The following is a 25,551-nucleotide window of genomic DNA, read 5'->3' as shown; positions in this document are numbered from 1 at the left end:
CGGCATGGAAAATTTATTAACCAAAAGAAATATAATAATTGCTGGGGTTAGTGTGGTAATTATCATCGGAGTTTTGTTTTATTTCGGGTCAAAAAGCGGAACGCAGGGAACCAGCGGGGGAGGATTTTTCGGAATCTTCCCGTCATCGGCGCCGCCGAGCGGACCACCCTCCTCAACACTCGGTGTTGATGGGCGGCAAACACCGAGTGTTTTCCCGGGCGGAGGCGGCGAATTGCCGCTAACCCCCGAATCCGCGAAAAATCTCCCGGTGGGCACATTGGTTCGGCTAAGTCAGGAGAACGTTTCATCTATTGCTCTTGTCGGAACAACCTCCGTCCGCTATCACAAAAATGTCGCCGAGGCGCTGGGGCACCTCTTTGAAAGAAAGGCGGACGGGACAGATGAGGAAAAAAGAACTTCCAATTTCACCGTCCCCCAAATTCTTCGCGTTCTGTGGGCTTCGGACGCGAGGCGGGCAGTGATTTTTTACAACTTGGGCGGACAAATCAAAAAACTTTTGACGGACTACTCAACCTCCACTCCGCGGACGAATTTCCTGCCGGACGGCGTTTCCGACGTCGCTTTTTCGCCGGACTCAAAACGGGTTGTGTTTATAAATGATGTGGGGGAAAGCCAAAATATTTTTATCGCAAATTCTGATTTCGGAAATCAAAGAAAAATTTTTGACAACGACATCCCAAATTTTGAAATCAGCTGGCCGGCGCAAAATCTCATCGCCCTTAAAACAAAGTCCTCCTACGCTGCGCGCGGATTTCTTTACTCGCTCAACATAAACACGGGCGAATTCGCGAAAATTGCCGAGGGTCTGGGTCTGGACGCGGTCTGGAATTTGGACGGCTCGGGCGCGCTTTATTCCCGAGTGACATCCGATGGAAATTTCTTTGATTTAAGATTTGTTGACGCAAAAACCGGAGAAACCAAGGACTTGGGAGTCAAAACAATCGCCGAAAAGTGCGCGTTTTCGCGGACACTTAAAAACGCCGCCTACTGCGCCGCGCCCCACTCTCCAGCGCCGGGTGTTGGCGGGCTCCCGGACGATTGGTGGAAAGGCAAAATTTCATTTCAAGACGATTTTGTCCTGATTAACACGGCAACCGGTCAGGTATCGTCTTTTATCCAGACGCCGCTAGACGTAATTTCTCCAAAAATCCTGGCCGACGATTCTTATCTCCTCTTCCGCGACAAATCCTCCGGCGATTTGTGGAGCTTGAAATTAAAGCCATAGGTGCTTGACAAATATTTTATAGAAGCTATAATTAAACCAGATAGACAAAACTAACGGATAGGGAGGTTACAATGAGCGATTTGATTGTTGCTCTTCTGGTTCTTTGGCTTTGCGGGTTGGCATTTGCTGTACTTGCCGGCGCGGTGCGCGGCAGTCAGCAACACGGTGCTTTGGCATACTTTCGCTTGACCGGCTGGACGCTCGGCGGAATTTTTGAAACTGCCTGGGGATTGTTGGTTTGGCTTCTTGCGCAAGTCGGTCACGCTGTTGAAGGAGTAGCACGTCACTTCGCTGCGGTTGTCGGCTTTGCTGCTATTATTATAGTCGCAATCGCCATCTACCACGCCTACTATTTGTACCTCCTTCTCTTCGGCGCTCCTTGAGCGCCCCGCGCAAAACGGAAAGGATAGGAAAATGAAGAAAAAATTTCGCGTAAGTGTGATCGCGCGCTTAAAGCATGGAGATCTGCGCGAGGCCTTAAAGCGCCACGGCTGGACGCAAAAGCAAGCCGCAGAGTTTCTGGGAATGACACAGCAAGGGTTCGGAGAAGTAATCAACTTAAAACGCATTCCCAAAAAACTCACTAAGGGCCAAGAAGATAAACTCTTTAAGCTCACCGGAAAACTGCCGGATGACCTCTGGCCGGAGTTCATCCGCTCAAAAGAGTTTCTCAAACTGCCAAAAGTGCTGGAGAGCATGCGAGACGTTACTCCGGCCCTGCTTGAGGCCAACGGACTAATCTCGCTGCCTCCGCCTCTGCCGGATGAGGCGCTGGAGAGAAAAGAGCTTATTACTTTTTTAAAAGAAGCTCTGCCGACGCTTACAGCGCGCGAAGCCGAACTTCTTAAGTCGGTTTACTGGGAAGAGGAAACTTTGGAGCGCACTGGCCACAAGTTGGGTGTGGGAGGGGATAGGGCTCGTAAAATGGGAATCCAAGCCATTCAAAAGCTTAGGTTTCAGTTCCGCAAACGCGGACTGCCGGTACCCAAGCCGCCTACCCCCGAAAGGAGGAAGTAAGATTGGTGTGCCAGCTAGCCCGAATTGGAGAAAACGAAATTCTCCAGATCGGGCTTTTTTATTTACGCCAAGTCCAGCGGCTTTATCACCACCCGCCGCTCCGGGCCCTGGCCGGTTGATTCCGTCGCGATGTCAGGATACTCTTGCAAGACCGAATGCACTATTCTCCTGTCGTAAGCGTTCATCGGCCTCATCTCAACTTCTTTTTTGAAATAACGCACGCGCTGGGCATGGAGCCGCGCCGCATCTTTTATCTCTTCTATCCTTTTTTTATTGTAATCATTTATGTCTATTAAAAATTGCGGCTTGCCCTCCGGAAATTTCTGCTCAAAAATCCGCTTCACCAAAAAACTAAACGCCGCGAGATGTTTCCCCCCGTCTCCTATGAGCAGAGGCGCCTCCGGCGCTTTGATTAAAAACCAGCTGTCCTCGCCGCCCTCCTGAAATTCCAGAGAAAAGGAAAATCCCATCTTCTCCAAAACAGCCCGGATTGTTCCGTCCACGAATTCTATTTGCTCTTTTTTATTTTCCTCCATACGAAGCGCCTCCGCTCCGCCGACTGGCGGACCTGCGGACAACCGCTTCGTGCACTATAGCAAAAACGTTCATCGCCGTCCAGTAGAGGGAAACGGCGGCCGGGAGCTTAAAACTTATGACAAAAATAATTATGGGGAACACATAGAGCATTTGCCACTGCATGGCACGGCCCATGCCCGCCTGCCGGTCGGGCGGGTCGTTTTTGTCTTTGGCTGAAAAAACCTTGGGGGGCATCGCTAATTTTGCCTGCCAGAATTGCGAAATTGCGGCCAAGGCGGCCATGCCCACACTGGCCTCTGTAAGCGGAATAAGGCCCAAAAATATCAGATTTATCGGTCCGGACGCGCTCAAAAGCCCGTAAACCTCCGAAGCATTGAAAGGTATGCCGCGCCAAAAAACTCTATACATAGCTATAAGCAGGGGCAGTTGTATCAAAAGCATAAAAAAACCGGAGAGGGGATTGATGCCGTGTTTTTTGTAAAGCTCCATAAGCGCTTTTGCCTGTTCTTCGCGGTTTTTTTTCTCTTCGTAAATTTTCTTCACCTCCGGCTCTATGCGCTTCATCGCATTCTGGGTATGGAGCATTTTGTGCGTCATGGGGAACATCAGCGCCCTGATGAGCGCGGTCAGCAAAATAACGGCAAGCCCCAAGTCGTGTCCGGGCAGAACGGACGTCAAAAAAACAAGCGCGTTTAAAATCGGCAGGTAAAAAATTTCATGAAACAGCGTTTTAAGCAAGGACATTTTTTACATCTTCCATAATTATTTTAAATTCCGGGACGCGCCTGTCCTGTATTTTCATAAAAAAAACAATGTCCCTGCCAGTTTTAGCTGTTTCCAAAAATTTCTCCACCGCCGCACTCATGCGCCTTCTGGCGAGATTCCTCAAAGCCGCTCCGCGGTTCTTCGGCCCGGAAACCACAAAAGCAAAGCGTGCTTTGCCAATGCGGTTCGCCGAAACTCGCGCGGATAACGTTTCCCCGCGAACGCCGAAAGATTTTTGTTTAAAAAATCTTTCTAAATCTTTACGGCTAATTCTCATTGATTTTTTGAGCATGGCCTTTCAAACAGCAAGGCGGCGTCTGCCCTTTCGCCTCCTCCGCCGGAGAACATTCCGCCCGGCTTTTAGCCGCATTCTTTTTAAAAAACCATGGGTGCGCGCCCTCTTCCTTTTTTTGGGTTGATAAGTGACAGACATAATCAGCTAATTTTACAATAATTTCTTGTTTTTGCAATATTCACATTATATCCACAATCTATTAACATTTTCTACAATGCAAAGTTTGAATAAAGTCCTATAGTATAAATCTATGAATAACGAGGAGCTTTGGTCGCAAGCATTGAACGATATAGAACTGGCCGTGTCACGCGCAAATTTCGTGACGTGGTTTAAAGACACCCATATCTTAGACTTTGCGGACGGGGTGGTTACCGTCGGCGCGCCCAATGGTTTCTCTAAAGAGTGGCTGGAAAACAAATTTCATAAATTTATCCTAAAATCCCTGCGCTCCCGCGTGCCGGAGATAAGGGCGATAAATTACTCCATAGCCGCGTCGTCAACGCCCCAAGCCGCGAGAATCAAGCCGCACAAGGAATTTGCTCCCCAGCCGGAGGAACAGCTTGAATTCAAAGACTTTTACGTGGACCCAAAAACGAATCTCAACCCCAAGTATACTCTGGACACTTTCATTGTCGGCTCGTTTAACGAACTGGCGCACGCCGCGGCGCTCGCGGTCATTAAAAGCCCCGGCAGGGTTTATAACCCGCTCTTCATTTACGGCGGCGTCGGGCTGGGAAAGACACACCTTCTGCAGGCGATCGGGAACGCAATCTTAAAAAACGGGCCGCCCAAGAAAATTTATTACATCTCGTCGGAGAAATTCAGCAACGAGCTCGTCAGCTCCCTGCAAAACAACGCCGTGCACAGCTTCAAAGAAAAATACCGCGAGTTTGATTTGCTGGTGGTAGACGACGTCCAATTCTTTTCCAACAAAACCAAAACCCAGGAGGAGTTTTTCTACACCTTCAACGCTTTGCATGAGGCCGGCAAGCAGGTGGTTTTCTCCTCCGACAGGCCGCCCAAATCCATTCCCGACATCGGCGAAAGGCTGCTCTCCAGGATGGAGGCAGGGGTGATTGTGGATATATCCGAGCCGGAATACGAATCGCGGCTGGCTATATTAAAATCCAAGACGGCCGAGCGGAAAATCGGCCTGCCGGAGACGACGCTCGAACTTATAGCCATGCTCATACAAAAAAACATAAGAGAGCTGGAGGGCGCGTTAAACACAATTTACATGCAATCAAAACACCAGAACAGAGTATTAAGCCAGGACGACATAAAGAGCATATTAAGCAGAAATATAAAGCCGAAAAACGCCGCGACCCCCAGCCAAATAATCAAGACCGTGGCCGAATTTTACGACATACCGGAAAAATCAATATATGAGCACACCCGCAAGACCGAAGTCGTGCGCCCGCGTCAGGTAGCGATGTATCTCATACGCGAGGATTTAAAAGGATCTTATCCTTTCATCGGCCAAAAGTTTGGGGGGATGGACCACACCACGGCAATACACGCCTACGAAAAAATAATCCAGGAGGCCAAAAAGGATTCAAGACTTGAGGAGGAGATTAAAAGAATACGGGAAAAATATCAAAACCAGCAAAAATAAAATGTTGATTAAAAAAAACAAAAATTTTATCCATTTTTCTTCCACAGCTTTTCAAAGCCACATTAATCCCAATTCACATATTAAGGCGATTAAATATAATAAATTTTAACCATGAAGATACAATGTTTAAATAAGAATCTTAAATCAGCAGTTTCAATCGCAGAAAGGAATACTTCAAAAAACCAAACCTTGCCGATATTAAATTCAGTATTTATCGGCGCCGAAAAAGACGCAATAAAAATAAGAGCGACAAATTTAGAAACCGCCGTTGAAATAAGCGTGTCTGGGAAAATACATAGCGCCGGGAGCGTGGTTGTTCCGGCAAAAACAATAAATTCTTTTTTAAACAATATTCCGGAGGAGCAAATAATTCTTCAGGCGCAAAAAAACAATCTGTTTATAAAAACCAGCTCTATGGAGACAACAATCAGGGGTTATCCGCCGGAAGATTTTCCGATTTTCCCCAAAGTTGACGTAGCGGAAAGTATTTCAATGTCTTCTCCCGAATTGAGATTCTCTTTGGCGTCGGTAGTCACAGCTGCTAGTATATCCGACATAAAACCCGAGCTTGCCAGCGTCTGCTTTAATATCTTTAAAAACAGCATAAAAATCGCGGCAACCGACTCTTTCCGCCTGGCCGAGAAAAGCATAGTTTCAAAAGAAGCGCGCTCAGAAAAAATGACGTCTTTTTTGGTTCCGCAGCGCAGCGTTCAGGAGATACTCCGGCTTCTGGAAAACGACGAAAACGTCAAATTGGGGGCAAATAAAAACCAAATAATCATTCTGGGCGAAGATTATAAATTTATCTCCCGGCTCACGGACGGCAAATTTCCGGACTACGAGCAAATTATCCCTAAAAATTTTAAAACCGTCGCGATAGCTAAAAAAAATGAAATTTTATCCAACATAAAGCTTGCCAGCGTGTTTTCCGGGAAACTGAACGACATCACATTGTTTTTCAGCCCCTTCAAAAAAGCCGTTTTAATGAGCACGTCCAATTCAGAGGTCGGAGAGCATTCTGCGTCGGTTGGCGCGGGCGTCCAGGGCGACGAAGTGACCGCGAAGTTCAATTGGAGATATCTGGCGGACGGCATCCCTCAAATAAATAGCGAGTATATTGAATTTAACTTAAACGGCGACCAATCCCCCTTGCTCATAAAAGGAAAGGGAGACAGCTCCTACGTTTATTTAGTGATGCCGATGCGGGGAATTTAATTCTTCGGTCAGTTCTTCAGAACGATATTTATTGTTTGCTCGGCCGTGTTGCCGACGGCGTCGTAAATCTTTACCCTCACTGGTATAAAGTTTGATTCGCTTTTTGTCTTGCTTAAATTCAGGGCGAACTCAAAAGGGGGCAGTTTTATTGAACCGAGATATTCATCGCCGGCAAAATAGTCGGCTTGTTCAATGTGATATTTCCCTTCCGTTGTCGGCCGCAAAACAACTAAATCGTCTCCATCGTACGCGTTTTTTTGCGGAGACAGCTGAATTTGGGAAATCCTTGGGAAGTTTTGAGGAACATGGACGGAGTCGTACGTTTTAGGGATGATGTTATCATTCTGGTCAGTGAGACCGCTGGCTGCGGCCCACTTTCTTACGGGGTCCTCCCAGTTTTTAAGCTGGGGGCTGTTTATATCTACCCAGTGGAGGATTGACCGCACTTCAAGGACCACCTTTTTTTCCAAAAGTTCCTTGGGTGTGTACTCTGTGGCAAGCCCGCCGGAAATTTTATCTACCGTGAATTCTTTTCCACCCCTCCATTCGCCGCGCGCATAGGGCCTCTGGTCGGATACGTTTTGGAGGAACGGATCCGGAGACACAAATTCCGACGGTGGGAGCTTGCCCGCGGCGTATTCCATAATTTCGTGCCACCAGGGGGCCACGATAAATCCGGCAACCTTTTTTTCCATAGGAGAGTTGTCGTTGTTTCCGGCCCAGGCGCCCACGACCACGTCCGGCGTGTATCCTATCACCCAGGCGTCGCGATAGTCGTTGGTGGTCCCGGTTTTTGCGGCGACTTTTTTATCCGGAAAATAAAGAGCGGAAAATTCTCCGAAAGAAGGCGCCCGCGCCTTATTGTCGGAGAGGATATCGTTTATGGCTCTGGCGATGTTGTTGTCAATAACATTGCGCGGCTCCGATGCGGCTTCATAAATAATTTTTCCTTCAGCATCCTCAATTTTTAATATATATCTGTAAGGATTTCTCACGCCGTCGTTTGCGAAAACAGAATAAGCCGAAGTCAGCTCAAGTAGAGACACTTCTCCTCCTCCCAAAACAAGCGTAAGGCCGTATCGCTCCGGCTCATTGAGGGAAGTTATCCCGAAGTCCCGCGCCGTGGATAAAGATTCTTCCAATCCTGCGAGATAAAGCGTTTTTACGGAAGGAACGTTCAGCGACTGGGCCAGTGCTTCGCGGAGTGGCACCGGGCCGCGGAATTTATTGTCAAAATTTTGCGGATGGTAGCATTTGTCTTCCTGAACTCCCGCAGTTGGTTTTCCGTCCGGAGTGCAAAGAGGGTTAAATTCAGTCGGCAGATCAAAAAGCACCGTCTCCGGCGTAAATCCCTTTTTAAAGGCTGTTGCGTAAATGAATGGCTTCAGCGCCGAACCCGGCTGCCTGTGGGCGGTGGTTATGTTAAAATTTCCCTCACGCTCTATGTCAAAATAATTTCTGGAGCCGACTACGGCCAGAACGTCGCCGGTTTTGGGGTCAATCGCCACAACGCTTTCATTTTTGGCGTTGAAATTTTTTTCGTTTTCCTCGGCGTATTTATTTATCACCTCTTCCGTTTTTGACTGCAGATCGACGTCCAAAGCGGTCGTGACTTTAAATCCGGATTTTTCCACAGCGTCCTCCCCGAATTTTTTATTCAGCTCCTCCCTTACTTCAATCACGAAATGCGGCGCGATTATGCCTTGCGCCCGCGCCGGAGAAAATTTGACGGCTTCATTTTTTGCGTTGTTATATTCTTTTTCTGACAAGAACCCGAGCTTACGCATTCGTTCCAGGACGAATGCGGCGCGCGAATCCAGTTCGTCTCTGTGTTTGCCGTAAGGCGAGTAATAGCTCGGCGCTTTGGGCAGCGAGGCAAGATAGGCCGCCTCTTTAACGTTAAGGTCTTTGGCGTGCTTGCCAAAGAAGGTTTCTGCGGCGGCCTCTGCGCCGTAGGCGCCGTTGCCGTAAGGTATCTGATTGAGATAAAAATTAAGTATTTCATCTTTGGAGTACCTCGCCTCAATTTTGAAGGATATGATTATTTCTTTTATTTTTCTAAATATCGTTTTTTGCGGCGTGAGCAGCGTGGTTTTCGCCAACTGCTGCGTTATGGTAGACCCCCCTTGTTCAAAACTGCCGCGGAGAGCGTTCACAAAAACGGCGCGCAGGAACGCAAGCGGCCTGAAACCGAAATGCTGATAAAAAGAATCGTCTTCTACGGCGATTGTTGCGTTTTTCATGTGTCTCGGTATTTCTGAAAAAGGAACGATGGTACGTTTTTCTTCGCCGTGTACGTCGTAAAGCAGAACTTCTCCGGTGCGGTCGTAAATTTTAGTGGACTGCGCCACTCGCCGCTCCTCAAATCCGTTCAGGTCCGGCAAGTTTACCGAGGCGGCAAAAAAGAGCAGAGCGCCCGCCAAGAGGACGCCTGATACGGCCAATCTCAACAAAAAACGTTTCATGCGGCTTATTATAGAAGATTTTTTGCGGTTATGGTAGTGTAAGAATATTGTTATGAAAACGCGCGACGAGAAAATCAAGGAAATTTTGGAAAGAGGCGTTGAGAATATTATTGATGCAAATCATTTCGGAGAAATCTTAAAGTCCGGCAGAAAACTGCGCGTTAAATTCGGCATAGACCCGACTTCTCCAGATTTACACTTGGGACACATGGTACCGCTGCGCAAATTGCTGCAATTCCAAAATGCCGGGCACAAGGCGGTTTTAATAGTCGGCGATTTCACAGCCAGAATCGGCGACCCGTCCGGGAGGTCGGAGGAAAGAAAAATGCTTTCTGAAAAGGAAGTTAAAAATAACATGAAAACATATTTTGCACAGGCCGGCAAAATTTTAAACATAGACAAAACGGAGGTCCGTTATAATAGCGAGTGGTTCGGCGCAAGAGATTCGTTGGCTGTGCTCTTTGAACTTGCGCGCGCCGGCAGTATGCAACAGATTCTGCGGCGGGCGGATTTTAAGACGAGGATTGACGCCGGCCGCGACGTTACGGTGCTCGAGATGCTTTATCCTCTGATGCAGGGGTATGATTCGGTCGTTGTAAGAGCCGATGCGGAATTGGGCGGTTCCGATCAGAGGTTTAACTTGCTGATGGGCAGAAAAGTCCAGCGCCATTTCGGCGTCCCCGAGCAGGATATATTGATAATGCCTTTACTTGAAGGCACCGACGGCGCGCGAAAGATGAGCAAAAGTTACGAAAACTACATTGCCTTTAACGAAAAACCGAACAGCATGTTCGCAAAAGTTATGTCCGTGCCGGACGCGCTGGTTCAAAAATATTTTCTTCTGCTCACCGGCCTTTCCGGCGAAGAGATAAAACGGATTGAGAAATTGCCCATTCTGGAAAGAAAAAAAAGATTAGCTTTTGAGATTACAAGCCTTCTGCATTCTAAGGCAACGGCGGAAAAAGCCAGAGAAAACTTTGAAAAAGCTTTTTCCGAAAAGGAAACCCCCGCAAATTTAAAAACTTTCTACGCGCGGACGGGAGAGGAATGGGCCGATTTTTTGGCGAGAGCGAAACTTGCAAAATCAAAATCGGATGCCAAGCGGCTTATCGCTGGAGGGGGGGTTGATTTGAACGGGCGCAGAGTTTTACGCGCCGGAGGAGCCGTTGAGAACGGCGTTGTTAAAATAGGAAAATATAAATTTATAAAAGTGGAAGTTAAATGATTTACTCTTCCACATCCTCTTCCAACTCCCACGAATCCGGATTTTCCAACTCTTCCGCGTCGTCGTTTTCGCCGTCCGAACCGGCATCTTTTTCATCTGCGCCGATATCGCCGTTCAGCGCATCGTCGCTTACAGAATCGCCGAACCCGCTGTTTTTCTTATTGGCCATATTTTAAAAATTTTACGCCCTTTTAATCTTATCTTTCAAAGTTTAGGAAAGTTTAAAATTGGGCGCAAACAGGGCTTGTGGATAAGTTATGGAAAACGGCTCCTTACTAGTCCGGTAAGGGCTATTGCCAAAGCGTCAGTTTCGTCGTCCAGCAGCTTGATTTTAGGCAAGTTTATGGAAATTGCGAGCATAGAGGCCACGCTTTCCTTGCTGGCCCGGCCATATCCACAGACGGCCATCTTCACCTCCGACGGGGTGAATTCGCTTACCGGGAGGCCGTGCTTTTGGGCAACCGCCAATATCACCCCCCTGACCTCGCCGATTATAAGAGCGGTTTTTACGTTTTTGGCAAAGAACAATTTTTCCGTGGAAAGCGCGTCGGGCTTTGTTGTTTTGATTAATTTATCCAAAAACTCAAAAATTTCCCAAAGCCGTTCGCTTTCTTTTCGGGTTTTCAGCGTTTTTTTAACTCCGGAATCAATTCTCCTGATTCCGTCCGCGTTTTTTTCCAACAACCCCCACCCCAATCTCTCTATCCCGGGGTCAATTCCTAAAATTTTCATTTTATTTCCGCGTTAGAATAAACTTCCTGCGCGTCGTCGTGGTCGGAGAGGGCTTCCAGAAGCGCTTCAAATTTTTTAGAGTCATCGCCGGAGAGTGAAACGGGATACTTTGCGATATATTCTTTATCTTTTTTATCAAAAGCCCACATCACAGAGCCCTCAACGCCGAGTTTCGCGCCGTGTTCAGAAAGAATGTGTTTGATTTCATTGGTAGTGCGGTTGGGGTTGTCGGTGACGGCGACGACGATAATGGCCGACCCGCCTGGGCCGTACGCTTCGTAAATAACTTCTTTTAACTCTATACTTTCTTTGGCTGATGCCTTTTTAATCGCTCGGTTAATATTGTCCGAGGGCATGTTTGCTTTCCGCGCCTCTTCTATCGCGGCGGCGAGGCGTGAGTTGATTTTGGGGTCAGGCCCTCCGCCAGCCCCGACGGCGCCGTCGGGGCCAGCCGGCGGACTCTTGGCAGCGATGGTTATCAGCCGCGAGAGCTTGGAAAAAATTTTCCCGCGTTTCGCGTCCGTTAAGCCCTTTTTATATTTTATCTGCGCCCATTTAGAGTGCCCCGACATTTTGTTTTTTCGCGTAATCCAGTATTAAGTTTTTCGCTTCGTATATTCGCGGCACCTGCTTTATGGCGAAAGACCTCTCGCCGGCGGTTTGGATTATAATATTGCCGTACCTAAGCAGCGACGCAGCCATGTTCGGGATTTCTATCGTGATATCCTGAACCTTATCCAGCATAAATTCTGAAACATCGCGGTTAAAAAGACCCTTTTGATTTATGTCCACGATTCTTTCCGAGGTTATTATCCAGACGTCCAAATAATAGTCAATCCAAAAAAAGAACATTACGGCCATAATTATAAGCAGATAAATCAGCGCGAAAAACCAGAGAACCACCTGCGAAATCCCGCCCGCGGCCTCGGCGGCAGGGAAAAAAGGAGCCGCGGCGGCCGGCAAGATCAGCAAAATAACGCCGATGAGAAATTTCAGGACGATTACTATCCAATGGCGGTGCAAAACCATTAAAACTTTTTCATTTTGGGAAAGATGAATCATGCCAGCGGCAGGCTAAAAAATAATGCGAGGGACACTGTATTCAAAAAAACTATTATTCCCAAAAAAGCCCAGATAATCCAGCGCGAGCCGTCCTGCGGCATGGTGTATTCCCGGACATGCCACAAAATTGACAGCACAAAAAACCAATAAACGGCAAGAAACAAGACATACAAAACCAGCGCCACAACGAAAGCCATGCTTCTATAATAGCATTAAAAGCATTAAATCAATTTCTGCTGGTCGCTCGGCGCTTTCAGTCCCAGATGTTCATACGCGCGAGGGGTTGCTAGGCGGCCGCGGGGGGTGCGCTCAAGGAAGCCCAACTGCATCAAATACGGTTCGTAGATTTCCTCAATTGTGTCCTCTTCTTCCATAGTGGAAGCAGAGATGGTAGAAAGTCCTACCGGCCCGCCGGCGAATTTTCTGATTATGGTGTCCAGAATTTTTCTGTCCACCGCTTCCAAGCCGAGCTCGTCTATTTCCAAAAGTTTCAGCGCTTCCTCCGCGAGCGCGGAAGTCACTACGCCTCCGCCAGCTGGCGGACCTTTCACCTCCGCGAAATCACGAGCTCGCTTCAAAAGCCGGTTGGCTATCCTGGGGGTAAATCTAGAGCGCGAGGCGATTAAGGGAACTGCGCCGGCTTCAATTTGGACGCTTAAAATCCCCGCGCTCCGCTTGATTATCTTTTCTATGTCGGGTTGATTATAAAAATCCAATCTGAACGCTCCTCCAGAAAAGCGCGAGCGGAGCGGCGAGGAAAGCAGGGCGATTCTGGTCGTAGCGGCTATTAAGGTGAAAGGCGGAAGCTCCAGTTGTATTGTCCGCGCCGAGGGGCCTTTTCCTATTATTATGTCCAAGGACCGGTTCTCCATCGCCGGATACAAAATTTCTTCTATTAGCTTGTTTAGACGATGCGCTTCGTCTATAAATAATATGTCTCCAGGCGAAAGATTGGTTAGAATTGAAGCCAGGTCTCCGATTTTCTCCACGGCCGGCCCCGAGGTGATTTTAATCTGACTCGCCGTTTCCTTGGCTATGAGGTAGGCGAGAGTGGTCTTGCCCAATCCCGCCGGGCCGTAAAAAAGAAGGTGCTCCAGCGGCTCGCCGCGTTTTTTCGCGGCCTCAATTAAAATTTTCAGGTTTCTTTTGACTTTGTCCTGCCCCACGTATTCTTCAAACGACTTCGGCCGCAAAGCCACGTCCAAAGACAGGTCTTCACTCTTCTTTTTCGGAGACAATTCAATGTTTTGGCTGACACTTGACATATGCTATTTAATTTGCTATAATGGGAAAGATTTATAAAAAGCCGTGTTTCCGGAAAGTGGTCTCTAGGCGATTTTCCCTCCGCTATGCGGGGAGAAAGCGGATTTTTCTCTTAGTCCTAGGATGGCTCGGCGCCTTGTTTTACGCAAGAGACGCGGCGCCACTCCTCGGAGAAAATCTAAGCTCTATCTACCCATGGAAGAGCAATTGCCTAGAGACTACTCTTCAGAAACGACCCTGTTTAATTCTTCAAAGGACGTAATCCCGTCCAGAACTTTCAACGCACCGTCCTGATACATTGTCGCCATTCCCTGTTTTTTTGCAGCTTCTTCAATGTCCGCTTTCGGCGGGTTTTTGATTATCAGCCGCTCCATTTCGTTATCAATAAGAAATGCTTCAAAGATGCCGATTCTCCCTTTAAATCCCGTGCCGTTGCAGGCCGCGCAGCCGGCTGCTTTCCATATTTTGAATCTGCCAGCTGGCGGAGGCGGTAATAACTCTTTGTAAGACGGCGGGAGCTCGGAGACGGTTTTTAAAATCGCCCTTTTTTCTCCAACCGACGGAGAAACCTGTATTTTGCACTCTTTGCAGAGTATTCTCACGAGGCGTTGGGCTATGACCAAATTCAGGGCCGGCGAGATGATATTTGTTTTAACCCCCAGATCTATAAGCCGGGGGATTGTTCCGGCGGCGTCGTTGGTGTGAAGGGTGGAGAAAACCAGATGCCCCGTGAGCGCCGCGTGCATTGCTATCTCCGCGGTTTCCAAGTCGCGGATTTCACCGACCAGTATGATGTCCGGGTCCTGCCGCAAAATTGAGCGGAGGCCGTTTCCGAAATCGTATCCTTTTGCGGGATCCACCTGCGTTTGGGTAATGTTGGGCAGATGGTATTCAATCGGGTCTTCTATTGTTATTACTTTTACTTCCTGCGAAGCGATGGTTTTTAAAAAAGAGTAAAGGGTTGTGGTTTTGCCGGAGCCGGTGGGGCCGGTCGTAAGAATCATTCCATTGGGACGGACAAGCTCGCCTTTCATCATTTTATAAACCGGGGGCTGCATGCCGAGTCCGTCAAAAGTTATGGAAATGGTCTTGGGCAGTAAAAGCCGCATAACTACGGATTCTCCGTAAGGGCCCGGCAGCGCGGAAGTCCTGACTTCTATATCCTCTTTTTGGGTTTTTATGGTGAACCTGCCGTCCTGGGGCTTGTCGTGGATATTAAGCTTGAGTTCCGATATGAGTTTTATCCGGGAGAGCAGCAGCGAAAAAAGCGGCAGCGGTATCTCGGCCGCGTCCTGCAAAACTCCGTCCATCCGCAATCTTATTTTGGCGGTCTTCTCCGACGGCTCTATATGCACATCCGACGCTTCAACTCCTAACGCTCCGGCCAGAATCAGCTCAAGCGCGTCGGAGGCCTTTTTCGCTTCTTTTTCGCGCGCCATGGCGGAGACGGCCTCTTTGAATTTTTCAAAAGACCCGGCGGTTTCGGCGAAGGCCGCGAGCTTGTCGGGGGAGATGTCTATAATCCCCGCCTTGATTTCCTCAAAACGCGGAATCTCTTTGTATTTGGACAAGGCCTTTTCCAGGCCGGAAGGGGAGACCAAAAAAAGCTGGGGTTCATATTTTTTCGCTTTAAGATTTTCCAAAACTTCTTTAACCGCCGGCCGCTCCGGGTTCGTAAGCGCAACCTGCAGTTTTTTCCCAACGCTTTGTATCACGGCTACGGAATTCGCCCGCGCGGTCTCTTCTGGAATTATCTTGAGCGAATCCAAATCAATCGTGATGCGTGAGAGGTCAAGATAAGTAAGTCCGTGTTTTTGCGCCAAAATCCGCGCCAAATCTTCTTCTTCTTTTTTTCGGAGCTCGGAGATAGTGTCATCCTTGGGCATTCTTCAATTATAGCATTATCAAAGAACTTTCTTTATGTGGCCGCGTATTTTAATTTCGGCTTCGGAAAAAGCCGAAAAGCCGCTCGCAAAAATACACGATGAGGCCAAAGAGGCCCCGAAAAGCCCCGCCAGCGGCGCAAGTTTTGAATTGTCGGCAGATGAGATAACTGCGGATATTTTTTTTGGCTCCGAAGAGGTTTCCCATAAGAGCGCCCAAAAACCGGCGCCGGCCATCTCCGCCCGGAATTCTTCAAAAATTTCTAAAATGGCGTCCTGCCCCGCTCCGGTTTTTTGGAAATCCGCTTTCGGCAGAAAAGACCAAGCCGTTCCGATATTTTCTTCATACTCGCTTCTGGCAAGCGCCCGGCCCAGAAGTTTCCAAAAAGCCGATTTTTTCTCCAGCCGCGCTTTTTTCGCTTTTTCCTCGTCAAGCCCGAGCTCCAGCAGTTTTTGCAAGAGCAGATACCCGTTTTGTGAATGGGCCGCAAGCGCTTTTTCTTCGGAGGAGAGCAGTATCCACAAATTTTCTTTGGCTCCTTCCAGAAACTTTTTATCAAATATTTCCAGAAGCTCCGCAAGCTTTGCGGCAAGATGTTTTTCTTTGGCCGTCAGTTTTACCACGTCGCGGTGCGCCGTTTTTTCCAGCAGTCCGGGAATTTCATCCTCCGGCGGGTCTATGAGCACCAAAAGATCCGCCGGCGCGATTTCTTTGCTTACCGAAACATGGCTTATGTCGGGAGATTTCTCCGGGCTTTTGAGGATAATTTTAAGTTCGTCTCCGTCTCTTTCATATTTAAGTTCCGAAATTGGAAGTTTTTTGGTATCCAGCCGTATCAGCACGTTTTCTTCCGGTGCGGTTTCGTTCAGCGCGGATTTCTTGCCGAGCGATAGAAAAAAATTGTGGAGTATTGAGCCCGCGAGCAATTTTTTATTGTCCGGCAAATTAAGTTCTTTGTTCGCGGGGGCCACGCTTACTGCGATTGAGTCGGCTTTCTGGACAATCTCTTTAAATTTTTCCGCGGCTTCGGACATGATGATTAATTCCTAGCACGGAGGGCAATTTTTAAGCAACCCGCCAGCCGGCAGGCAAGGTGGATAACTGGCTTGACTTTTTTGCCGGAAAGAGTATAATTAACGGCAGGAGGGTCTTTTTATGAAGAAAATGATTGTTTTTGCCGGAATTTTCTGGTTGCTTTGGAGCTACGAGCTGACCGGTCCACAGCTGGTTGAGGCACAGGGAATTGGGTTGCGGTGTGATACGCCGCACTGCCGGTACGCGTCGTTTGATCGGGGCGGGCGCTGGTATGGCGACCGTTATTACGACGGGCGCCACGACGATTCGCCATACGCGCCCGACAGCGTCTACGCCCGAGGCGGGACGACTATCATTAACCCGCCGCCGGGGACGACGTTGACTGTGAAGAAAAGGAGCGGGGGACTGATTTGTTTGGGCGGATTCTTGAGCATCTTCGGATGCGGTGAGGAGACCGTGGATTTTTCCACCGCTCCAAAAAATCCGACCCCGGCACCGGCAGAAGGGGCACAGTGATGTGCCCCGTTTATTTTTCTTTGCTAAACTATGGTTAATGAAAGAACAAGTGGAGATTTTAACCAGAAGCGGCAAAGAGACAAAAAAACTGGGAGAAATTTTGGCGCAAGAAGTATTGAAATTCGCCTTCGCTAAAGCTTCGGCGGACAAACTTAAAACCGCAACGGTTTTAAGTTTGGAAGGCGAGCTAGGTTCGGGTAAAACAACTTTCACGCAGGGATTCGCCAAGGGTTTGGGAATTAAAGAAAATCCGAGAAGCCCAACGTTTGTGATTATGCAAATTTACGGAGTTAACAAACTCAACCGATCGGCCGAATTTGTTAAGTTTAAAAATTTCATTCATGTTGACGCTTACCGCTTAAAATCAAAGGACTTTAAGATTTTAAATTGGCGCGATTTTATGCGCAATCCTCAAAACATAATTTTAATAGAATGGGGGAACCGCGTTAAAATAATAATGCCGCGTGGCGCTTTGATATTACGATTTAGACATGGGCATTTGCCACACGAAAGAACTCTGCGAATTTCCAATTCCGAAATTTTCAATTTTCAATCAATATTTAAAAATTTAAAAATTAGAAATTCATTAGAAATTAGGAATTAAAAATTAAGAAATTATGAAGACATTGGTTCTACTTGACACCCACGCTTTGATTCATCGGGCGTATCACGCGCTGCCGAAGTTTACGTCAAAAAATACCGGCGAGCCGACGGGGGCGCTGTATGGGCTCTCCGCCATGCTTTTGAAAGTTATCCGCGAACTAAAGCCCGATTATATCGTGGCGGCTTTTGACCGGCCGGAGCCGACCTTTCGTCACGACACCTACGATGGCTACAAAGCCAAGCGGCCGGAGGCGGAAGAGGATTTAGTAAAACAACTTATCCGCGCGAGAGATGTCGTTGAGGCGTTCGGCATCCCGATTTTAGATGCCCCTGGATTTGAAGCGGACGATGTTTTAGGGACGATTGTTGAGCAGACTAAAAAGCTAAAAGACACAAAAACAATTATCGTCTCCGGCGATATGGACGTTTTGCAGTTGGTTGATGGCGACAGAGTTGTTGTATTTACTTTGCGGAAAGGGATTGAAGATACGGTAATTTATGATGAAAAGAAAGTTGAAGAGAGATACGGCTTCGGCCCGGAGCTGCTGCCTGATTTCAAAGGATTAAAAGGCGACCCATCGGATAACATTGTGGGCATTAAGGGAATTGGCGAGAAAACAGCGACGGAGATTATTAAAAATTTCAACACGCTGGAAAATTTGTATCAAAAATTAGAACAGGGCAGCCCCGCCAACGCGGCCGGCGGGGCTGTTGGTGGTTTAAAAGAAAAGACAATCCAGCTGCTGAAGGAACATAAAAAAGAAGCGTTTTTTTCAAAGACGCTGGCAACAATCCGCCGCGACGCGCCGGTTAAGTTCCAACTTCCAATTTCCAACTTTCAAACAAATAAAGACAAACTAACCTCTATTTTTGAAGAATTGGGCTTTGCGAGTCTTGTGGCTAGACTAAACGCTGAATGATATAATTGGAGCATATGAACAACAAGATAACATGTCGTTTCGCCAAGCGATAATCACAACCCTTATAGTTATTATTTTGCTGGGAGGCTATTTTAGCTGGAATTATTTTTCAAAAGTGTTCCGCCCTCTGCCGCCGCCAAGAATTTATAAAATAGGGTTTTTGCTTACCAGTAAAGACGTCCAAAGCGACAACATCAAAGGATTCAAGGAGCGCATGGAGGATTTGGGCTATAAGATTGACGAGAATTTGGTTTATGTAGAGAAAAACGGGGGCGGAGACAATAATCTTATATTGCAATACGCGAAAGAACTGAACGATACCGGGCTTGACGTTATAATTATTGGCTCCACATCCGCCGCAAGAGCGTTGAAAAAATTACAGGACGAAGGACAGCTTAAAACAAAAGTCTTCTTTTTGGCCGCAGGCAATCCTCGCGATTTTGTGCAAAACCTGCAGTCTCCCGAAAGTTTCATTACCGGCATAGGAGAGGGAACAGTAGAATTTGTCGGTAAAAGATTGGAGTTTTTAAAAGAGCTGGTACCTAATATGAAAAAAGTAATCTCGGTTGTGGAAAAAGAATCCACCAACGAAAAACTTTTTAAGGAAAAATTGGCAGAGGTGTCTAAAAAGATCGGCGTAGAGATGGTTTATATTGATATAGACACAAAAACGCCTGATGAGATTTTGCAAAAACTGCCCTTGCTTACAAAAAAATTAGGCGATGCCTATATAACCTGCCCTTGTAAAAGCAATGATATTGAGCGGCTTGCCAAACCACTGGCCGCCCAACTATTAAATGCGGGTCTGCCTTCCATTAGTTCGGAAATCAGCGCGGGAGCCAATTTGGGTTTTACGGCGACTTATAGCGACGATCGCGCCGAAAGCGGGAGGACGGGTGCGGTTTTGGTGGATAAAATTTTAAAGGGCGTGCCGATTTCTCAAATCTCAGTTTGGTTCGCCAAAGATGTTGTATTGGAGCTTAATCTTAAAACCGCAGAAGCAGTCGGCATTAAAATCCCAGATTCAGTTAAATTGCTGGCAAGCAAAATTTACCAATAACAATTTATTAGATGGGTGATATAATGTGGGCATGGGTAACAAAAAGTTTTTTTGGGTTGTAGTTTTAATACTTTTAATCGTTGCCGCGTTTGTTTTTTTCGTCTCTCCTCCTTTGCTCAGAAACGGCCGACAAGCACCGAAACGCGTAGCAATGCTTACGGCGTCCGATCTCCAGCTTGCCGCCGTTGACGGCATTAAGGCCGGGTTTAAAGAATTAAATTTGGTTGAGGGCAGGGATTTTATTATTGAGTTGAAAAATCCGAAAGGTGATAGAAATTTGACTACGAAGATGGCGCGGGAGATTGTGAATTCCGAGCCGGATTTGATTGTCTCGGTTTCCACCAGCGCCTCATCGGCGATAAAGGAAGCGAATAAAGACGCCAAAATCCCCGTCGTAGCCGTGGATGTCGGCAATTTTAAAGAGCTGGGGATTGAAAACGTCCAGCATCCCGGAGGATTTATGACCGGCGTAATAGTTGACAATGTTGCAATCGCGCCGAAAAGGATGGAGATTTTAAAAACTCTCAACCCGGCTCTTAAAACAATCGGCGTGTTGGTAAACCCCAAGCACGTCAGCTATGACGAAATCATCAAAGCCCACGAAGACGGGGCAAAAAAACTTGGGATAAAGGTCCTGTGGTATGAGATGACAAAAAAAGAAGAAGTCGCCCCTGCCATGGCGCGTTTAGTTAAGGATCGCCCGGACGCGGTTATGACCACTTCGGAAGCGACTATTTCCGGCAATTCGGATTTAATCGCTCCGTCACTCCGCAAAACCAAAATCGCGTCTATAGATTTCAACGTTGAGCGCGGCGTTGGCTCCGGCTATCTTATGGTTTACGGCGCCTCCAGATACGATGTCGGCAGACAAGGGGCGAGGATGATAAGCAAGGTTTTGGGGGGCGAAAAACCCGGAGATATCCCGGTGGAATTTGCGTCAACTCTGACTTTTGAGATAAACGCCGCGCTTGCTGGGGAGATGGGTATAAAAATCCCTGAATCCTTGCTCCTTCAGGCCAGCAAGGTTTATAACGAGTGAATTAATGCAGGATAGCTTAAACGAATTTTTTTTAGGACGCAGATTCCAGCTTTGGGCGTTGGGAGGCATCGCGGTTTTCGCGCTGATCGCGGCGAACGTGGCCTGGCTTTTTCCGACATTGCGCGAATTGGATAACGGCGCGTACGCCCTGCACCGCGCGATAGCGGTTGACGTAAGAAATCAAATCGGCGTTTCTCTGGAGCGCCACGAAAATGCTTTGAAAAACGCCGCGGACATCATTAGCCAGAGCGGCTCCTCAAGGCAGGAACTTATCTCGCGGCTGATGAAGGAAAACCAGCCGTTTGAATCCGTGAGTATTCTGGGGCTGGACGGGAAAGAAAAGGCGAAAAGCCATAGATTTCTTCTTATCACGCCGTCTGATTTCAGGGACCGTTCGGTTGATGAGCTATTTTTGGCGGTTTCGCGCGGGGAGATTTACCGCAGTCCGGTTTTAATATCCGGTGCTTCGGAGCCGCTGATTACAATAGCGGTCCCGCTGGATAGAAAATCTGGGTATTCCGCGCTGGTTGCCGAAGTCAACCTGAAATTCCTCTTGGATGTTGTGCGCGGGGCAAGCGCCGGCTCTTCGCTGGGAGGAGAGGCCGCTTACGTGGTGGACCGCGACGGATACATCATAGCGCACCCAAACTCGTCTTTGGTTTTTGGCAGAACCAACGTTCTGCAGAGGAAGCTGGTTTTGAGCGCTCTGGGAGGTCGCGAGGCGGATACGCGCTCCGGCGATTTGATTTACTTAAACGAGCAAAACGAAGAGGTTTTTGCCGTGGCGCTGCCATTTGAGCTGACCGGCTGGGCCATAGTGGCCGAAAATTTAAGGTCGCAGGCCCTATCTTCTTCCCGGCGCATACTTTCGGCGGCAATAGTTTCTTTCGGGCTGGAGATTTTACTTCTTTTGCTTTTGGTTTGGAATTATTTCAATTTAATAAGAACGGCGACCCTTTTCTATGCCGAGCGCAACCAGCGCGAGGCGATTTTAAACAGTCTTTCCGACGGCGTCATAGAATACAACGACAAATCACAAGTTGTTTTAATGAATCCGAAAGCCGAGGAGCTTCTTGGCATTAAGCTTGCGGATATCAGCGGCGCGTCCATAACTCCGGAATTTACCAAGACCAACGAGAAATTTAAGGGGCTGGTGGAGCTGATGTATCCGGCTTCAGCGCCTTACGCTTCCGGGGTCAAGCCCATCCCTGGCACCCCATCCGCAAAAACCATGGAAATTCACACCTCCGTGCCGGAGCTGAAGTTGCTGGTGACCATGACCCACGTCGTTGACCGGGCCGGAAACGTCCGCGGGTTTCTCAAAATTTTGCACGACGTTTCGCGCGAAAGACTTTTGGGCCGGATTAAGTCCGAATTTGTCTCAGTTGCCGCGCATCAGCTGCGCACGCCTTTGTCGGCAATCAAATGGACGCTGCGCTTGCTCTTGGACGGGGACGCCGGCGCGCTTTCCCAGGAACAGTCCAATTTTCTCTCCAAGGGCTACGAGATCAACGAGAGAATGATTAAACTGGTCAACGACCTTCTGAACGCCGCCCGCATAGAGGAAGGAAAATTTGGGTACGACTTTAAGGAAATTGACTTGGATAAATTCCTTGAGAGCGCTATCCGGGGATATATAGATTTGGCAAAAAGGAAATCCGTAAATCTGAAGTTTGAGAAAATAGACGGAGCTCTGCCGCAGATTTACGCCGATTCGGAAAAATTGTCTTTGGCGATTAATAATCTGCTGGACAACGCAATTAAATATACCGCGGCTGGCGGCGAGGTTTTGGTGAGGATTGAGAAAGCGAGCAACTACGCGGTGATAAGCATCTCCGACACTGGAGTGGGCATACCTCTCTCGGAGCAAAAAAGGGTTTTTTCCAAATTTTTCCGCGCTTCCAATGTGATTAAAATGGAAACCGAGGGCACCGGGCTAGGCCTTTTTATCGTGCGTAATATTATAAAGCGCCACGGCGGCGACACAACTTTTAACTCTAAAGAGAACGGCGGCACGGTTTTTACTTTCACCCTTCCTCTCAAAAAAGAACTGGTGCCTGCGGAAGAAAGCCCGCCTCTGGAGGAGTTTTTGGAAACGATTTAAGTATGGTATAATCCGCTTATGGCCGACTATAAGGTATTAATTATAGAAGACGAGCCGGTTCATTTGAATGTAATGAAAGCCAAGCTGGAATACGAGGGCTACCGGGTTTCGGTCGCAACCGACGGCGAGGCGGGCTATCGCATGATTAAAGAGGAGAAACCGGATTTGGCGCTTTTGGACATAATTTTGCCGAAGATGGACGGCTTTCAGGTTTTGGAGCGTTTAAAAAACGATAAAATAACCACCCCGATTATAATTGTGTCAAATTCCGGCCAGCCGGTTGAGGTGGATAAAGCGCTGAAACTCGGCGCGAGAGACTATTTGGTTAAGGCGGAGTTCAACCCGGCGGACGTTTTGGATAAAGTGGAAAAGGTACTGGGCGTGCCTAGCGAGCAAAAGAAAAACAGTTATCAAGCGCAAGCTGCACCAACGGAAGCGCCCCCGCAAGGGACAAACAGAAAGGCGCAATCCGGAAAAGTCAAAATTCTGGCGGTTGAGGACGACAAGTTTTTAAGAGATTTAATCGTTCAGAAGCTCCGGAAAGAAGGTTTTGCCACATTTGAGGCGATTGACGGCGAAGAAGGGCTGAAGATGGCCAAAGAACACCGCCCGGACCTGATTTTGCTTGACCTTATTTTGCCCGGCATGGACGGTTTTGAAGTGTTGCGCCGCATGAAGAGCGACCAAAACACTTCTTCAATACCGATAATCGTACTTTCAAATCTCGGGCAAAAGGAAGACATGGACCGGGCCGTCTCTGGCGGGGCGGAGGATTTCATGGTCAAAGCCCATTTCACTCCGGGGGAAATAATTTCCAAAATAAAGGTCATTTTAAAAAAGAAGTATTTTTAGAATGTTTACAAAAATCATTATCTTGGCAATCGTAGTTGCCGCGGCATTCGCCGGCTGGTACTGGTGGGATTTAAATAATGTTGAAACCGTTAAAATTAGTTTTGCGGACGCCGAAAACCTGAAATTTTTACTGGCAGTATTACAGGACAAAGGGATTGCAGAGAAACATGGATTGAAATTGGACGTTCTTTTTTCTCCTCCATCCGAAGCCGAGCGTCGCCTGATTGAAAAAGTAGACGGGGTTGAGGTCGGCACCATAAATCCGCTGTCAATTGCAATTACCAATCAAGCTAAAAACATAAAGCTGCGCGCGTTTGTGTCTACCTATCAAACCAACCAGGCCTTGGTGGTGAAAGCCGCGTCTCCCTACTATAAATTTGAGGACCTTAAAGGAGCAAGAGTTGCCATGCATCCCAAAGGAAGCGCGTCTTACACTATGCATGCCGTGGGGATGAAAACGCTTGGGTTGGATTTGGAGCGCGATTTTAAGCTCGTTTTCGGCTCGTTTCCGCAAAATGAGCAACGTCTGGCAAACGGAGAAGTAGAGGCCGCGTTTTTAAACGCGGTTGCCACTGCGCGGTTTTTGGCAACCGGCAATTATAGGGAAGTAGTCAATTTGAGCAGGGAGTGGGGTGGCATTACCAGCTCTGCCGTCATACCATTCGTGGATTTGGCGGCCCACGCAGACTGGATTTCGCAGAATCCGAATAAAGTTAAACGTTTAAGAGAAGCCGTTTTGGAAGCGGCAATCTTCATTCGGAAAAACACGCAGTTAATAGAAGAGTATAAAGGCATTTTGGGACTTGAGCGGCCCGAAGAAATCAACCTGATGAAGGAGCGCCTGCCGGCAATTTATCCCCTTGCCTGGTTGCCGGAAGAGCATAACGCTCTTGTAAAAAAGGCCTTTGAATTGAATCTCATTCCGGAGCCGCCCAAAGAAAATATTTTTGTTGAATAACAATGATTTATTTTCTTTTCGGGCCAAATTCCTATCAGGCACTCCGCAAGATAAGGGAATTTAAGGCGGCGTTTTTAAAGAAACGCGGCAATTTGCCGCTTGAGGAATTTGACGGCGAAAGCTCGGAAATTAATGCTTCTGACCTCTACTCCGCCCTTGGGCAGGAGAGTCTTTTTTCCCGCGCGCGGCTGGTCATATTTAAAAATATTTCGGGCGCTGACGGAGGAATGCTTAAAATTCTTCAAGAAAACGGAAAGTTTTTAAAAGAATCCGGAAACATTTTTGTTTTTTGGGAGCGTGAGCCGGAAAAACAGGCGCTGGCGTTTTTTAAAAAATACGCGGAAAAGATTCAGGAGATGAAAATTTTGGAAAAAGCAGGTTTGGAGGCGTGGCTTGCCCGCCGGGCAAAAGAGCTGGGAGTAAAACTTGGCAGGGAAGGAAAAATAACGATGGTTTCCGGGGCGGGGAGGGAAGCGGAGTGGGCGCTGGAGAATGAGTTGGAGAAGATGAGTTTGAGCGAACCGCCGAAGGCACAAGTTTTGCAAGACCTTGCGCAGCGCGACGGCGCGAGCAGAGCAATCCGCCAGCAGGTGGATATGCGTGTCCTTGCAAAACTTGGTGCCAAGGCAAGCCCATTCCTTTTTGTTGAAAAACTTGTCTCGGCGCCGTTGTCGCGCGCGCTTTTGGCTCTTAAAGAGGCGGAGGCCTCGGGGCAGGATTTGCAACGGCTTATTTATCCTTTACTTTGGAAAATAAAACAAAAAAAGATGGCCGATGCGTATTTCAAGGGCATCCAAGCCGAATCCGCCATGCGAAGGGACCCAAAAAACTCTTACGAGATTTTGGAGCGGCTTATTTTTTCGATGAATAAATGAAATAACCGGCGAAGCAGGGGTTATGAAAAATTTTTATTTGACCAGTTTCGCGAGCCTGGATTTCATCCTTGCGGCTTTGTTTTTTTTGGTGAGGCCCTTTTTGGCGGATTTATCTATGGCTTTGTAGGCAAGGCGCAGCGATTCCGCCGACTTGTCTTTCTCGGCTGTTTTGACGGCGCTTTTTAATTTGGCTTTCCAAACCAAATTTCTTTCCCGCCTCCGGCCGGATTGCCTCAACGCTTTTTTGGCTGATGAAGTTATTGGCATA

The 25,551-nt window shown here is 47.9% G+C and carries 29 protein-coding genes and 1 pseudogene; 16 read left to right on the top strand and 14 right to left on the bottom strand.

The window, feature by feature from the left end; genetic code table 11:
* Window positions 1–4 precede the first annotated feature (4 nt).
* The 3 genes from HYW15_00535 (at window position 5) to HYW15_00525 (ending at window position 2,263) form a co-directional block, all read left to right on the top strand.
* Window positions 5–1,246, top strand: a complete 1,242-nt coding sequence (locus HYW15_00535) for a hypothetical protein (protein ID QQG42700.1) — start codon at window positions 5–7, stop codon at window positions 1,244–1,246.
* 71 nt (window positions 1,247–1,317) lie between these two features.
* The gene (locus HYW15_00530; GenBank protein QQG42699.1) at window positions 1,318–1,629 is read left to right on the top strand and encodes a hypothetical protein; all 312 of its coding nucleotides are present in this window, start codon (window positions 1,318–1,320) and stop codon (window positions 1,627–1,629) included.
* A gap of 31 nt (window positions 1,630–1,660) precedes the next feature.
* Window positions 1,661–2,263, top strand: a complete 603-nt coding sequence (locus tag HYW15_00525; GenBank protein ID QQG42966.1) for a hypothetical protein — start codon at window positions 1,661–1,663, stop codon at window positions 2,261–2,263.
* 62 nt (window positions 2,264–2,325) lie between these two features.
* On the opposite strand, the gene HYW15_00520 is transcribed toward HYW15_00525, so the two are convergent.
* The 4 genes from HYW15_00520 to rpmH are packed head-to-tail and all read right to left on the bottom strand — an operon-like array spanning window position 2,326 to window position 3,998.
* On the bottom strand, window positions 2,326–2,799 hold the full coding sequence (locus HYW15_00520; protein QQG42698.1) for a hypothetical protein: 474 nt from the start codon (window positions 2,797–2,799) through the stop codon (window positions 2,326–2,328).
* Window positions 2,786–3,544 (bottom strand): YidC/Oxa1 family membrane protein insertase, encoded by a 759-nt coding sequence (locus HYW15_00515; protein ID QQG42697.1) that lies wholly within the window; start codon window positions 3,542–3,544, stop codon window positions 2,786–2,788. The genes HYW15_00520 and HYW15_00515 overlap by 14 nt, the downstream gene beginning before the upstream one ends.
* A complete protein-coding gene (locus tag HYW15_00510) occupies window positions 3,531–3,842 on the bottom strand; it encodes a ribonuclease P protein component (GenBank protein QQG42696.1) in 312 nt (103 codons plus the stop codon). The genes HYW15_00515 and HYW15_00510 overlap by 14 nt, the downstream gene beginning before the upstream one ends.
* Before the next feature lie 21 nt (window positions 3,843–3,863).
* Complete coding sequence (rpmH, locus tag HYW15_00505) at window positions 3,864–3,998, bottom strand: 50S ribosomal protein L34 (protein ID QQG42695.1); 135 nt, start codon at window positions 3,996–3,998, stop codon at window positions 3,864–3,866.
* Window positions 3,999–4,110: 112 nt separating this feature from the next.
* On the opposite strand from rpmH, the gene dnaA reads away from it, so the two are divergent.
* Window positions 4,111–5,475 carry a chromosomal replication initiator protein DnaA gene (dnaA, locus tag HYW15_00500; GenBank protein QQG42694.1) on the top strand — a complete coding sequence of 455 codons (1,365 nt, stop codon included), beginning with the start codon at window positions 4,111–4,113 and terminating at the stop codon, window positions 5,473–5,475.
* A 111-nt stretch (window positions 5,476–5,586) separates the two neighbouring features.
* Complete coding sequence (dnaN, locus tag HYW15_00495) at window positions 5,587–6,690, top strand: DNA polymerase III subunit beta (protein QQG42693.1); 1,104 nt, start codon at window positions 5,587–5,589, stop codon at window positions 6,688–6,690.
* 8 nt (window positions 6,691–6,698) lie between these two features.
* Here the strand turns inward: dnaN and HYW15_00490 are convergent, their stop codons facing one another.
* A complete protein-coding gene (locus HYW15_00490; GenBank protein ID QQG42692.1) occupies window positions 6,699–9,155 on the bottom strand; it encodes a penicillin-binding protein in 2,457 nt (818 codons plus the stop codon).
* A 52-nt stretch (window positions 9,156–9,207) separates the two neighbouring features.
* Between HYW15_00490 and HYW15_00485 the strand changes: the two genes are divergently transcribed.
* Window positions 9,208–10,380, top strand: coding sequence for a tyrosine--tRNA ligase (locus HYW15_00485; GenBank protein ID QQG42691.1), 1,173 nt, complete (start codon window positions 9,208–9,210; stop codon window positions 10,378–10,380).
* 1 nt (window position 10,381) lies between these two features.
* Here the strand turns inward: HYW15_00485 and HYW15_00480 are convergent, their stop codons facing one another.
* From HYW15_00480 to HYW15_00445, 8 genes are all read right to left on the bottom strand, one after another.
* Window positions 10,382–10,549, bottom strand: a complete 168-nt coding sequence (locus HYW15_00480) for a hypothetical protein (GenBank protein QQG42690.1) — start codon at window positions 10,547–10,549, stop codon at window positions 10,382–10,384.
* An 86-nt stretch (window positions 10,550–10,635) separates the two neighbouring features.
* Complete coding sequence (gene ruvC / locus HYW15_00475; protein ID QQG42689.1) at window positions 10,636–11,112, bottom strand: crossover junction endodeoxyribonuclease RuvC; 477 nt, start codon at window positions 11,110–11,112, stop codon at window positions 10,636–10,638.
* Complete coding sequence (locus HYW15_00470; GenBank protein ID QQG42688.1) at window positions 11,109–11,684, bottom strand: YebC/PmpR family DNA-binding transcriptional regulator; 576 nt, start codon at window positions 11,682–11,684, stop codon at window positions 11,109–11,111. Before HYW15_00470 ends, ruvC begins: the two co-directional genes overlap by 4 nt.
* Window positions 11,668–12,174: a PH domain-containing protein gene (locus HYW15_00465; GenBank protein QQG42687.1), complete on the bottom strand. Its 507-nt coding sequence runs from the start codon at window positions 12,172–12,174 to the stop codon at window positions 11,668–11,670. Before HYW15_00465 ends, HYW15_00470 begins: the two co-directional genes overlap by 17 nt.
* Window positions 12,171–12,371 carry a hypothetical protein gene (locus HYW15_00460; GenBank protein QQG42686.1) on the bottom strand — a complete coding sequence of 67 codons (201 nt, stop codon included), beginning with the start codon at window positions 12,369–12,371 and terminating at the stop codon, window positions 12,171–12,173. The genes HYW15_00465 and HYW15_00460 overlap by 4 nt, the downstream gene beginning before the upstream one ends.
* Window positions 12,372–12,395: 24 nt before the next feature.
* Entirely contained in the window at window positions 12,396–13,439 is a 1,044-nt protein-coding gene (gene ruvB / locus HYW15_00455; protein QQG42685.1) for a Holliday junction branch migration DNA helicase RuvB, read from the bottom strand.
* A gap of 216 nt (window positions 13,440–13,655) precedes the next feature.
* Window positions 13,656–15,323 carry a type II/IV secretion system protein gene (locus HYW15_00450; GenBank protein ID QQG42684.1) on the bottom strand — a complete coding sequence of 556 codons (1,668 nt, stop codon included), beginning with the start codon at window positions 15,321–15,323 and terminating at the stop codon, window positions 13,656–13,658.
* Window positions 15,324–15,341: 18 nt separating this feature from the next.
* Window positions 15,342–16,355 carry a hypothetical protein gene (locus HYW15_00445; GenBank protein QQG42683.1) on the bottom strand — a complete coding sequence of 338 codons (1,014 nt, stop codon included), beginning with the start codon at window positions 16,353–16,355 and terminating at the stop codon, window positions 15,342–15,344.
* 121 nt (window positions 16,356–16,476) lie between these two features.
* Between HYW15_00445 and HYW15_00440 the strand changes: the two genes are divergently transcribed.
* The 10 genes and pseudogenes from HYW15_00440 (at window position 16,477) to HYW15_00395 (ending at window position 25,283) form a co-directional block, all read left to right on the top strand.
* The gene (locus tag HYW15_00440) at window positions 16,477–16,872 is read left to right on the top strand and encodes a hypothetical protein (protein QQG42682.1); all 396 of its coding nucleotides are present in this window, start codon (window positions 16,477–16,479) and stop codon (window positions 16,870–16,872) included.
* A gap of 37 nt (window positions 16,873–16,909) precedes the next feature.
* Window positions 16,910–17,476, top strand: a complete 567-nt coding sequence (gene tsaE / locus HYW15_00435) for a tRNA (adenosine(37)-N6)-threonylcarbamoyltransferase complex ATPase subunit type 1 TsaE (GenBank protein ID QQG42681.1) — start codon at window positions 16,910–16,912, stop codon at window positions 17,474–17,476.
* Between the two features lie 13 nt (window positions 17,477–17,489).
* Window positions 17,490–18,395: a hypothetical protein gene (locus HYW15_00430; GenBank protein QQG42680.1), complete on the top strand. Its 906-nt coding sequence runs from the start codon at window positions 17,490–17,492 to the stop codon at window positions 18,393–18,395.
* 31 nt (window positions 18,396–18,426) lie between these two features.
* Window positions 18,427–19,455: an ABC transporter substrate-binding protein gene (locus tag HYW15_00425; protein ID QQG42679.1), complete on the top strand. Its 1,029-nt coding sequence runs from the start codon at window positions 18,427–18,429 to the stop codon at window positions 19,453–19,455.
* A 31-nt stretch (window positions 19,456–19,486) separates the two neighbouring features.
* Window positions 19,487–20,494: an ABC transporter substrate-binding protein gene (locus HYW15_00420; protein ID QQG42678.1), complete on the top strand. Its 1,008-nt coding sequence runs from the start codon at window positions 19,487–19,489 to the stop codon at window positions 20,492–20,494.
* A 4-nt stretch (window positions 20,495–20,498) separates the two neighbouring features.
* Window positions 20,499–22,598, top strand: coding sequence for a PAS domain-containing protein (locus HYW15_00415; protein QQG42677.1), 2,100 nt, complete (start codon window positions 20,499–20,501; stop codon window positions 22,596–22,598).
* An 18-nt stretch (window positions 22,599–22,616) separates the two neighbouring features.
* Window positions 22,617–22,967, top strand: a pseudogene (locus tag HYW15_00410) (response regulator).
* A gap of 12 nt (window positions 22,968–22,979) precedes the next feature.
* The gene (locus tag HYW15_00405) at window positions 22,980–23,450 is read left to right on the top strand and encodes a response regulator (GenBank protein ID QQG42965.1); all 471 of its coding nucleotides are present in this window, start codon (window positions 22,980–22,982) and stop codon (window positions 23,448–23,450) included.
* A 1-nt stretch (window position 23,451) separates the two neighbouring features.
* Entirely contained in the window at window positions 23,452–24,408 is a 957-nt protein-coding gene (locus HYW15_00400; protein ID QQG42676.1) for an ABC transporter substrate-binding protein, read from the top strand.
* A 2-nt stretch (window positions 24,409–24,410) separates the two neighbouring features.
* On the top strand, window positions 24,411–25,283 hold the full coding sequence (locus tag HYW15_00395) for a hypothetical protein (GenBank protein ID QQG42675.1): 873 nt from the start codon (window positions 24,411–24,413) through the stop codon (window positions 25,281–25,283).
* Between the two features lie 33 nt (window positions 25,284–25,316).
* Here the strand turns inward: HYW15_00395 and HYW15_00390 are convergent, their stop codons facing one another.
* Complete coding sequence (locus HYW15_00390; GenBank protein QQG42674.1) at window positions 25,317–25,550, bottom strand: 30S ribosomal protein S20; 234 nt, start codon at window positions 25,548–25,550, stop codon at window positions 25,317–25,319.
* Window position 25,551: the final 1 nt, after the last annotated feature.

This window comes from Candidatus Giovannonibacteria bacterium (assembly GCA_016432405.1).
In the GTDB taxonomy this organism is placed as follows: domain Bacteria; phylum Patescibacteriota; class Minisyncoccia; order UBA11713; family 2-01-FULL-45-33; genus MFHE01.
The sequence above is the reverse complement of the archived record's forward strand: the minus strand, read 5'-3'. Positions and strand labels throughout refer to the sequence as shown.

Excerpts from the sequence above, each read along its gene's own strand:
- HYW15_00535 (QQG42700.1), top strand. The coding sequence starts at position 5 with ATGGAAAATTTATTAACCAAAAGAAATATAATAATTGCTGGGGTTAGT.
- HYW15_00530 (QQG42699.1), top strand. The coding sequence starts at position 1,318 with ATGAGCGATTTGATTGTTGCTCTTCTGGTTCTTTGGCTTTGCGGGTTG.
- HYW15_00525 (QQG42966.1), top strand. The coding sequence starts at position 1,661 with ATGAAGAAAAAATTTCGCGTAAGTGTGATCGCGCGCTTAAAGCATGGA.
- HYW15_00520 (QQG42698.1), bottom strand. The coding sequence starts at position 2,799 with ATGGAGGAAAATAAAAAAGAGCAAATAGAATTCGTGGACGGAACAATC.
- HYW15_00515 (QQG42697.1), bottom strand. The coding sequence starts at position 3,544 with ATGTCCTTGCTTAAAACGCTGTTTCATGAAATTTTTTACCTGCCGATT.
- HYW15_00510 (QQG42696.1), bottom strand. The coding sequence starts at position 3,842 with ATGAGAATTAGCCGTAAAGATTTAGAAAGATTTTTTAAACAAAAATCT.
- rpmH (QQG42695.1), bottom strand. The coding sequence starts at position 3,998 with ATGTCTGTCACTTATCAACCCAAAAAAAGGAAGAGGGCGCGCACCCAT.
- dnaA (QQG42694.1), top strand. The coding sequence starts at position 4,111 with ATGAATAACGAGGAGCTTTGGTCGCAAGCATTGAACGATATAGAACTG.
- dnaN (QQG42693.1), top strand. The coding sequence starts at position 5,587 with ATGAAGATACAATGTTTAAATAAGAATCTTAAATCAGCAGTTTCAATC.
- HYW15_00490 (QQG42692.1), bottom strand. The coding sequence starts at position 9,155 with ATGAAACGTTTTTTGTTGAGATTGGCCGTATCAGGCGTCCTCTTGGCG.
- HYW15_00485 (QQG42691.1), top strand. The coding sequence starts at position 9,208 with ATGAAAACGCGCGACGAGAAAATCAAGGAAATTTTGGAAAGAGGCGTT.
- HYW15_00480 (QQG42690.1), bottom strand. The coding sequence starts at position 10,549 with ATGGCCAATAAGAAAAACAGCGGGTTCGGCGATTCTGTAAGCGACGAT.
- ruvC (QQG42689.1), bottom strand. The coding sequence starts at position 11,112 with ATGAAAATTTTAGGAATTGACCCCGGGATAGAGAGATTGGGGTGGGGG.
- HYW15_00470 (QQG42688.1), bottom strand. The coding sequence starts at position 11,684 with ATGTCGGGGCACTCTAAATGGGCGCAGATAAAATATAAAAAGGGCTTA.
- HYW15_00465 (QQG42687.1), bottom strand. The coding sequence starts at position 12,174 with ATGATTCATCTTTCCCAAAATGAAAAAGTTTTAATGGTTTTGCACCGC.
- HYW15_00460 (QQG42686.1), bottom strand. The coding sequence starts at position 12,371 with ATGGCTTTCGTTGTGGCGCTGGTTTTGTATGTCTTGTTTCTTGCCGTT.
- ruvB (QQG42685.1), bottom strand. The coding sequence starts at position 13,439 with ATGTCAAGTGTCAGCCAAAACATTGAATTGTCTCCGAAAAAGAAGAGT.
- HYW15_00450 (QQG42684.1), bottom strand. The coding sequence starts at position 15,323 with ATGCCCAAGGATGACACTATCTCCGAGCTCCGAAAAAAAGAAGAAGAA.
- HYW15_00445 (QQG42683.1), bottom strand. The coding sequence starts at position 16,355 with ATGTCCGAAGCCGCGGAAAAATTTAAAGAGATTGTCCAGAAAGCCGAC.
- HYW15_00440 (QQG42682.1), top strand. The coding sequence starts at position 16,477 with ATGAAGAAAATGATTGTTTTTGCCGGAATTTTCTGGTTGCTTTGGAGC.
- tsaE (QQG42681.1), top strand. The coding sequence starts at position 16,910 with ATGAAAGAACAAGTGGAGATTTTAACCAGAAGCGGCAAAGAGACAAAA.
- HYW15_00430 (QQG42680.1), top strand. The coding sequence starts at position 17,490 with ATGAAGACATTGGTTCTACTTGACACCCACGCTTTGATTCATCGGGCG.
- HYW15_00425 (QQG42679.1), top strand. The coding sequence starts at position 18,427 with ATGTCGTTTCGCCAAGCGATAATCACAACCCTTATAGTTATTATTTTG.
- HYW15_00420 (QQG42678.1), top strand. The coding sequence starts at position 19,487 with ATGGGTAACAAAAAGTTTTTTTGGGTTGTAGTTTTAATACTTTTAATC.
- HYW15_00415 (QQG42677.1), top strand. The coding sequence starts at position 20,499 with ATGCAGGATAGCTTAAACGAATTTTTTTTAGGACGCAGATTCCAGCTT.
- HYW15_00400 (QQG42676.1), top strand. The coding sequence starts at position 23,452 with ATGTTTACAAAAATCATTATCTTGGCAATCGTAGTTGCCGCGGCATTC.
- HYW15_00395 (QQG42675.1), top strand. The coding sequence starts at position 24,411 with ATGATTTATTTTCTTTTCGGGCCAAATTCCTATCAGGCACTCCGCAAG.
- HYW15_00390 (QQG42674.1), bottom strand. The coding sequence starts at position 25,550 with ATGCCAATAACTTCATCAGCCAAAAAAGCGTTGAGGCAATCCGGCCGG.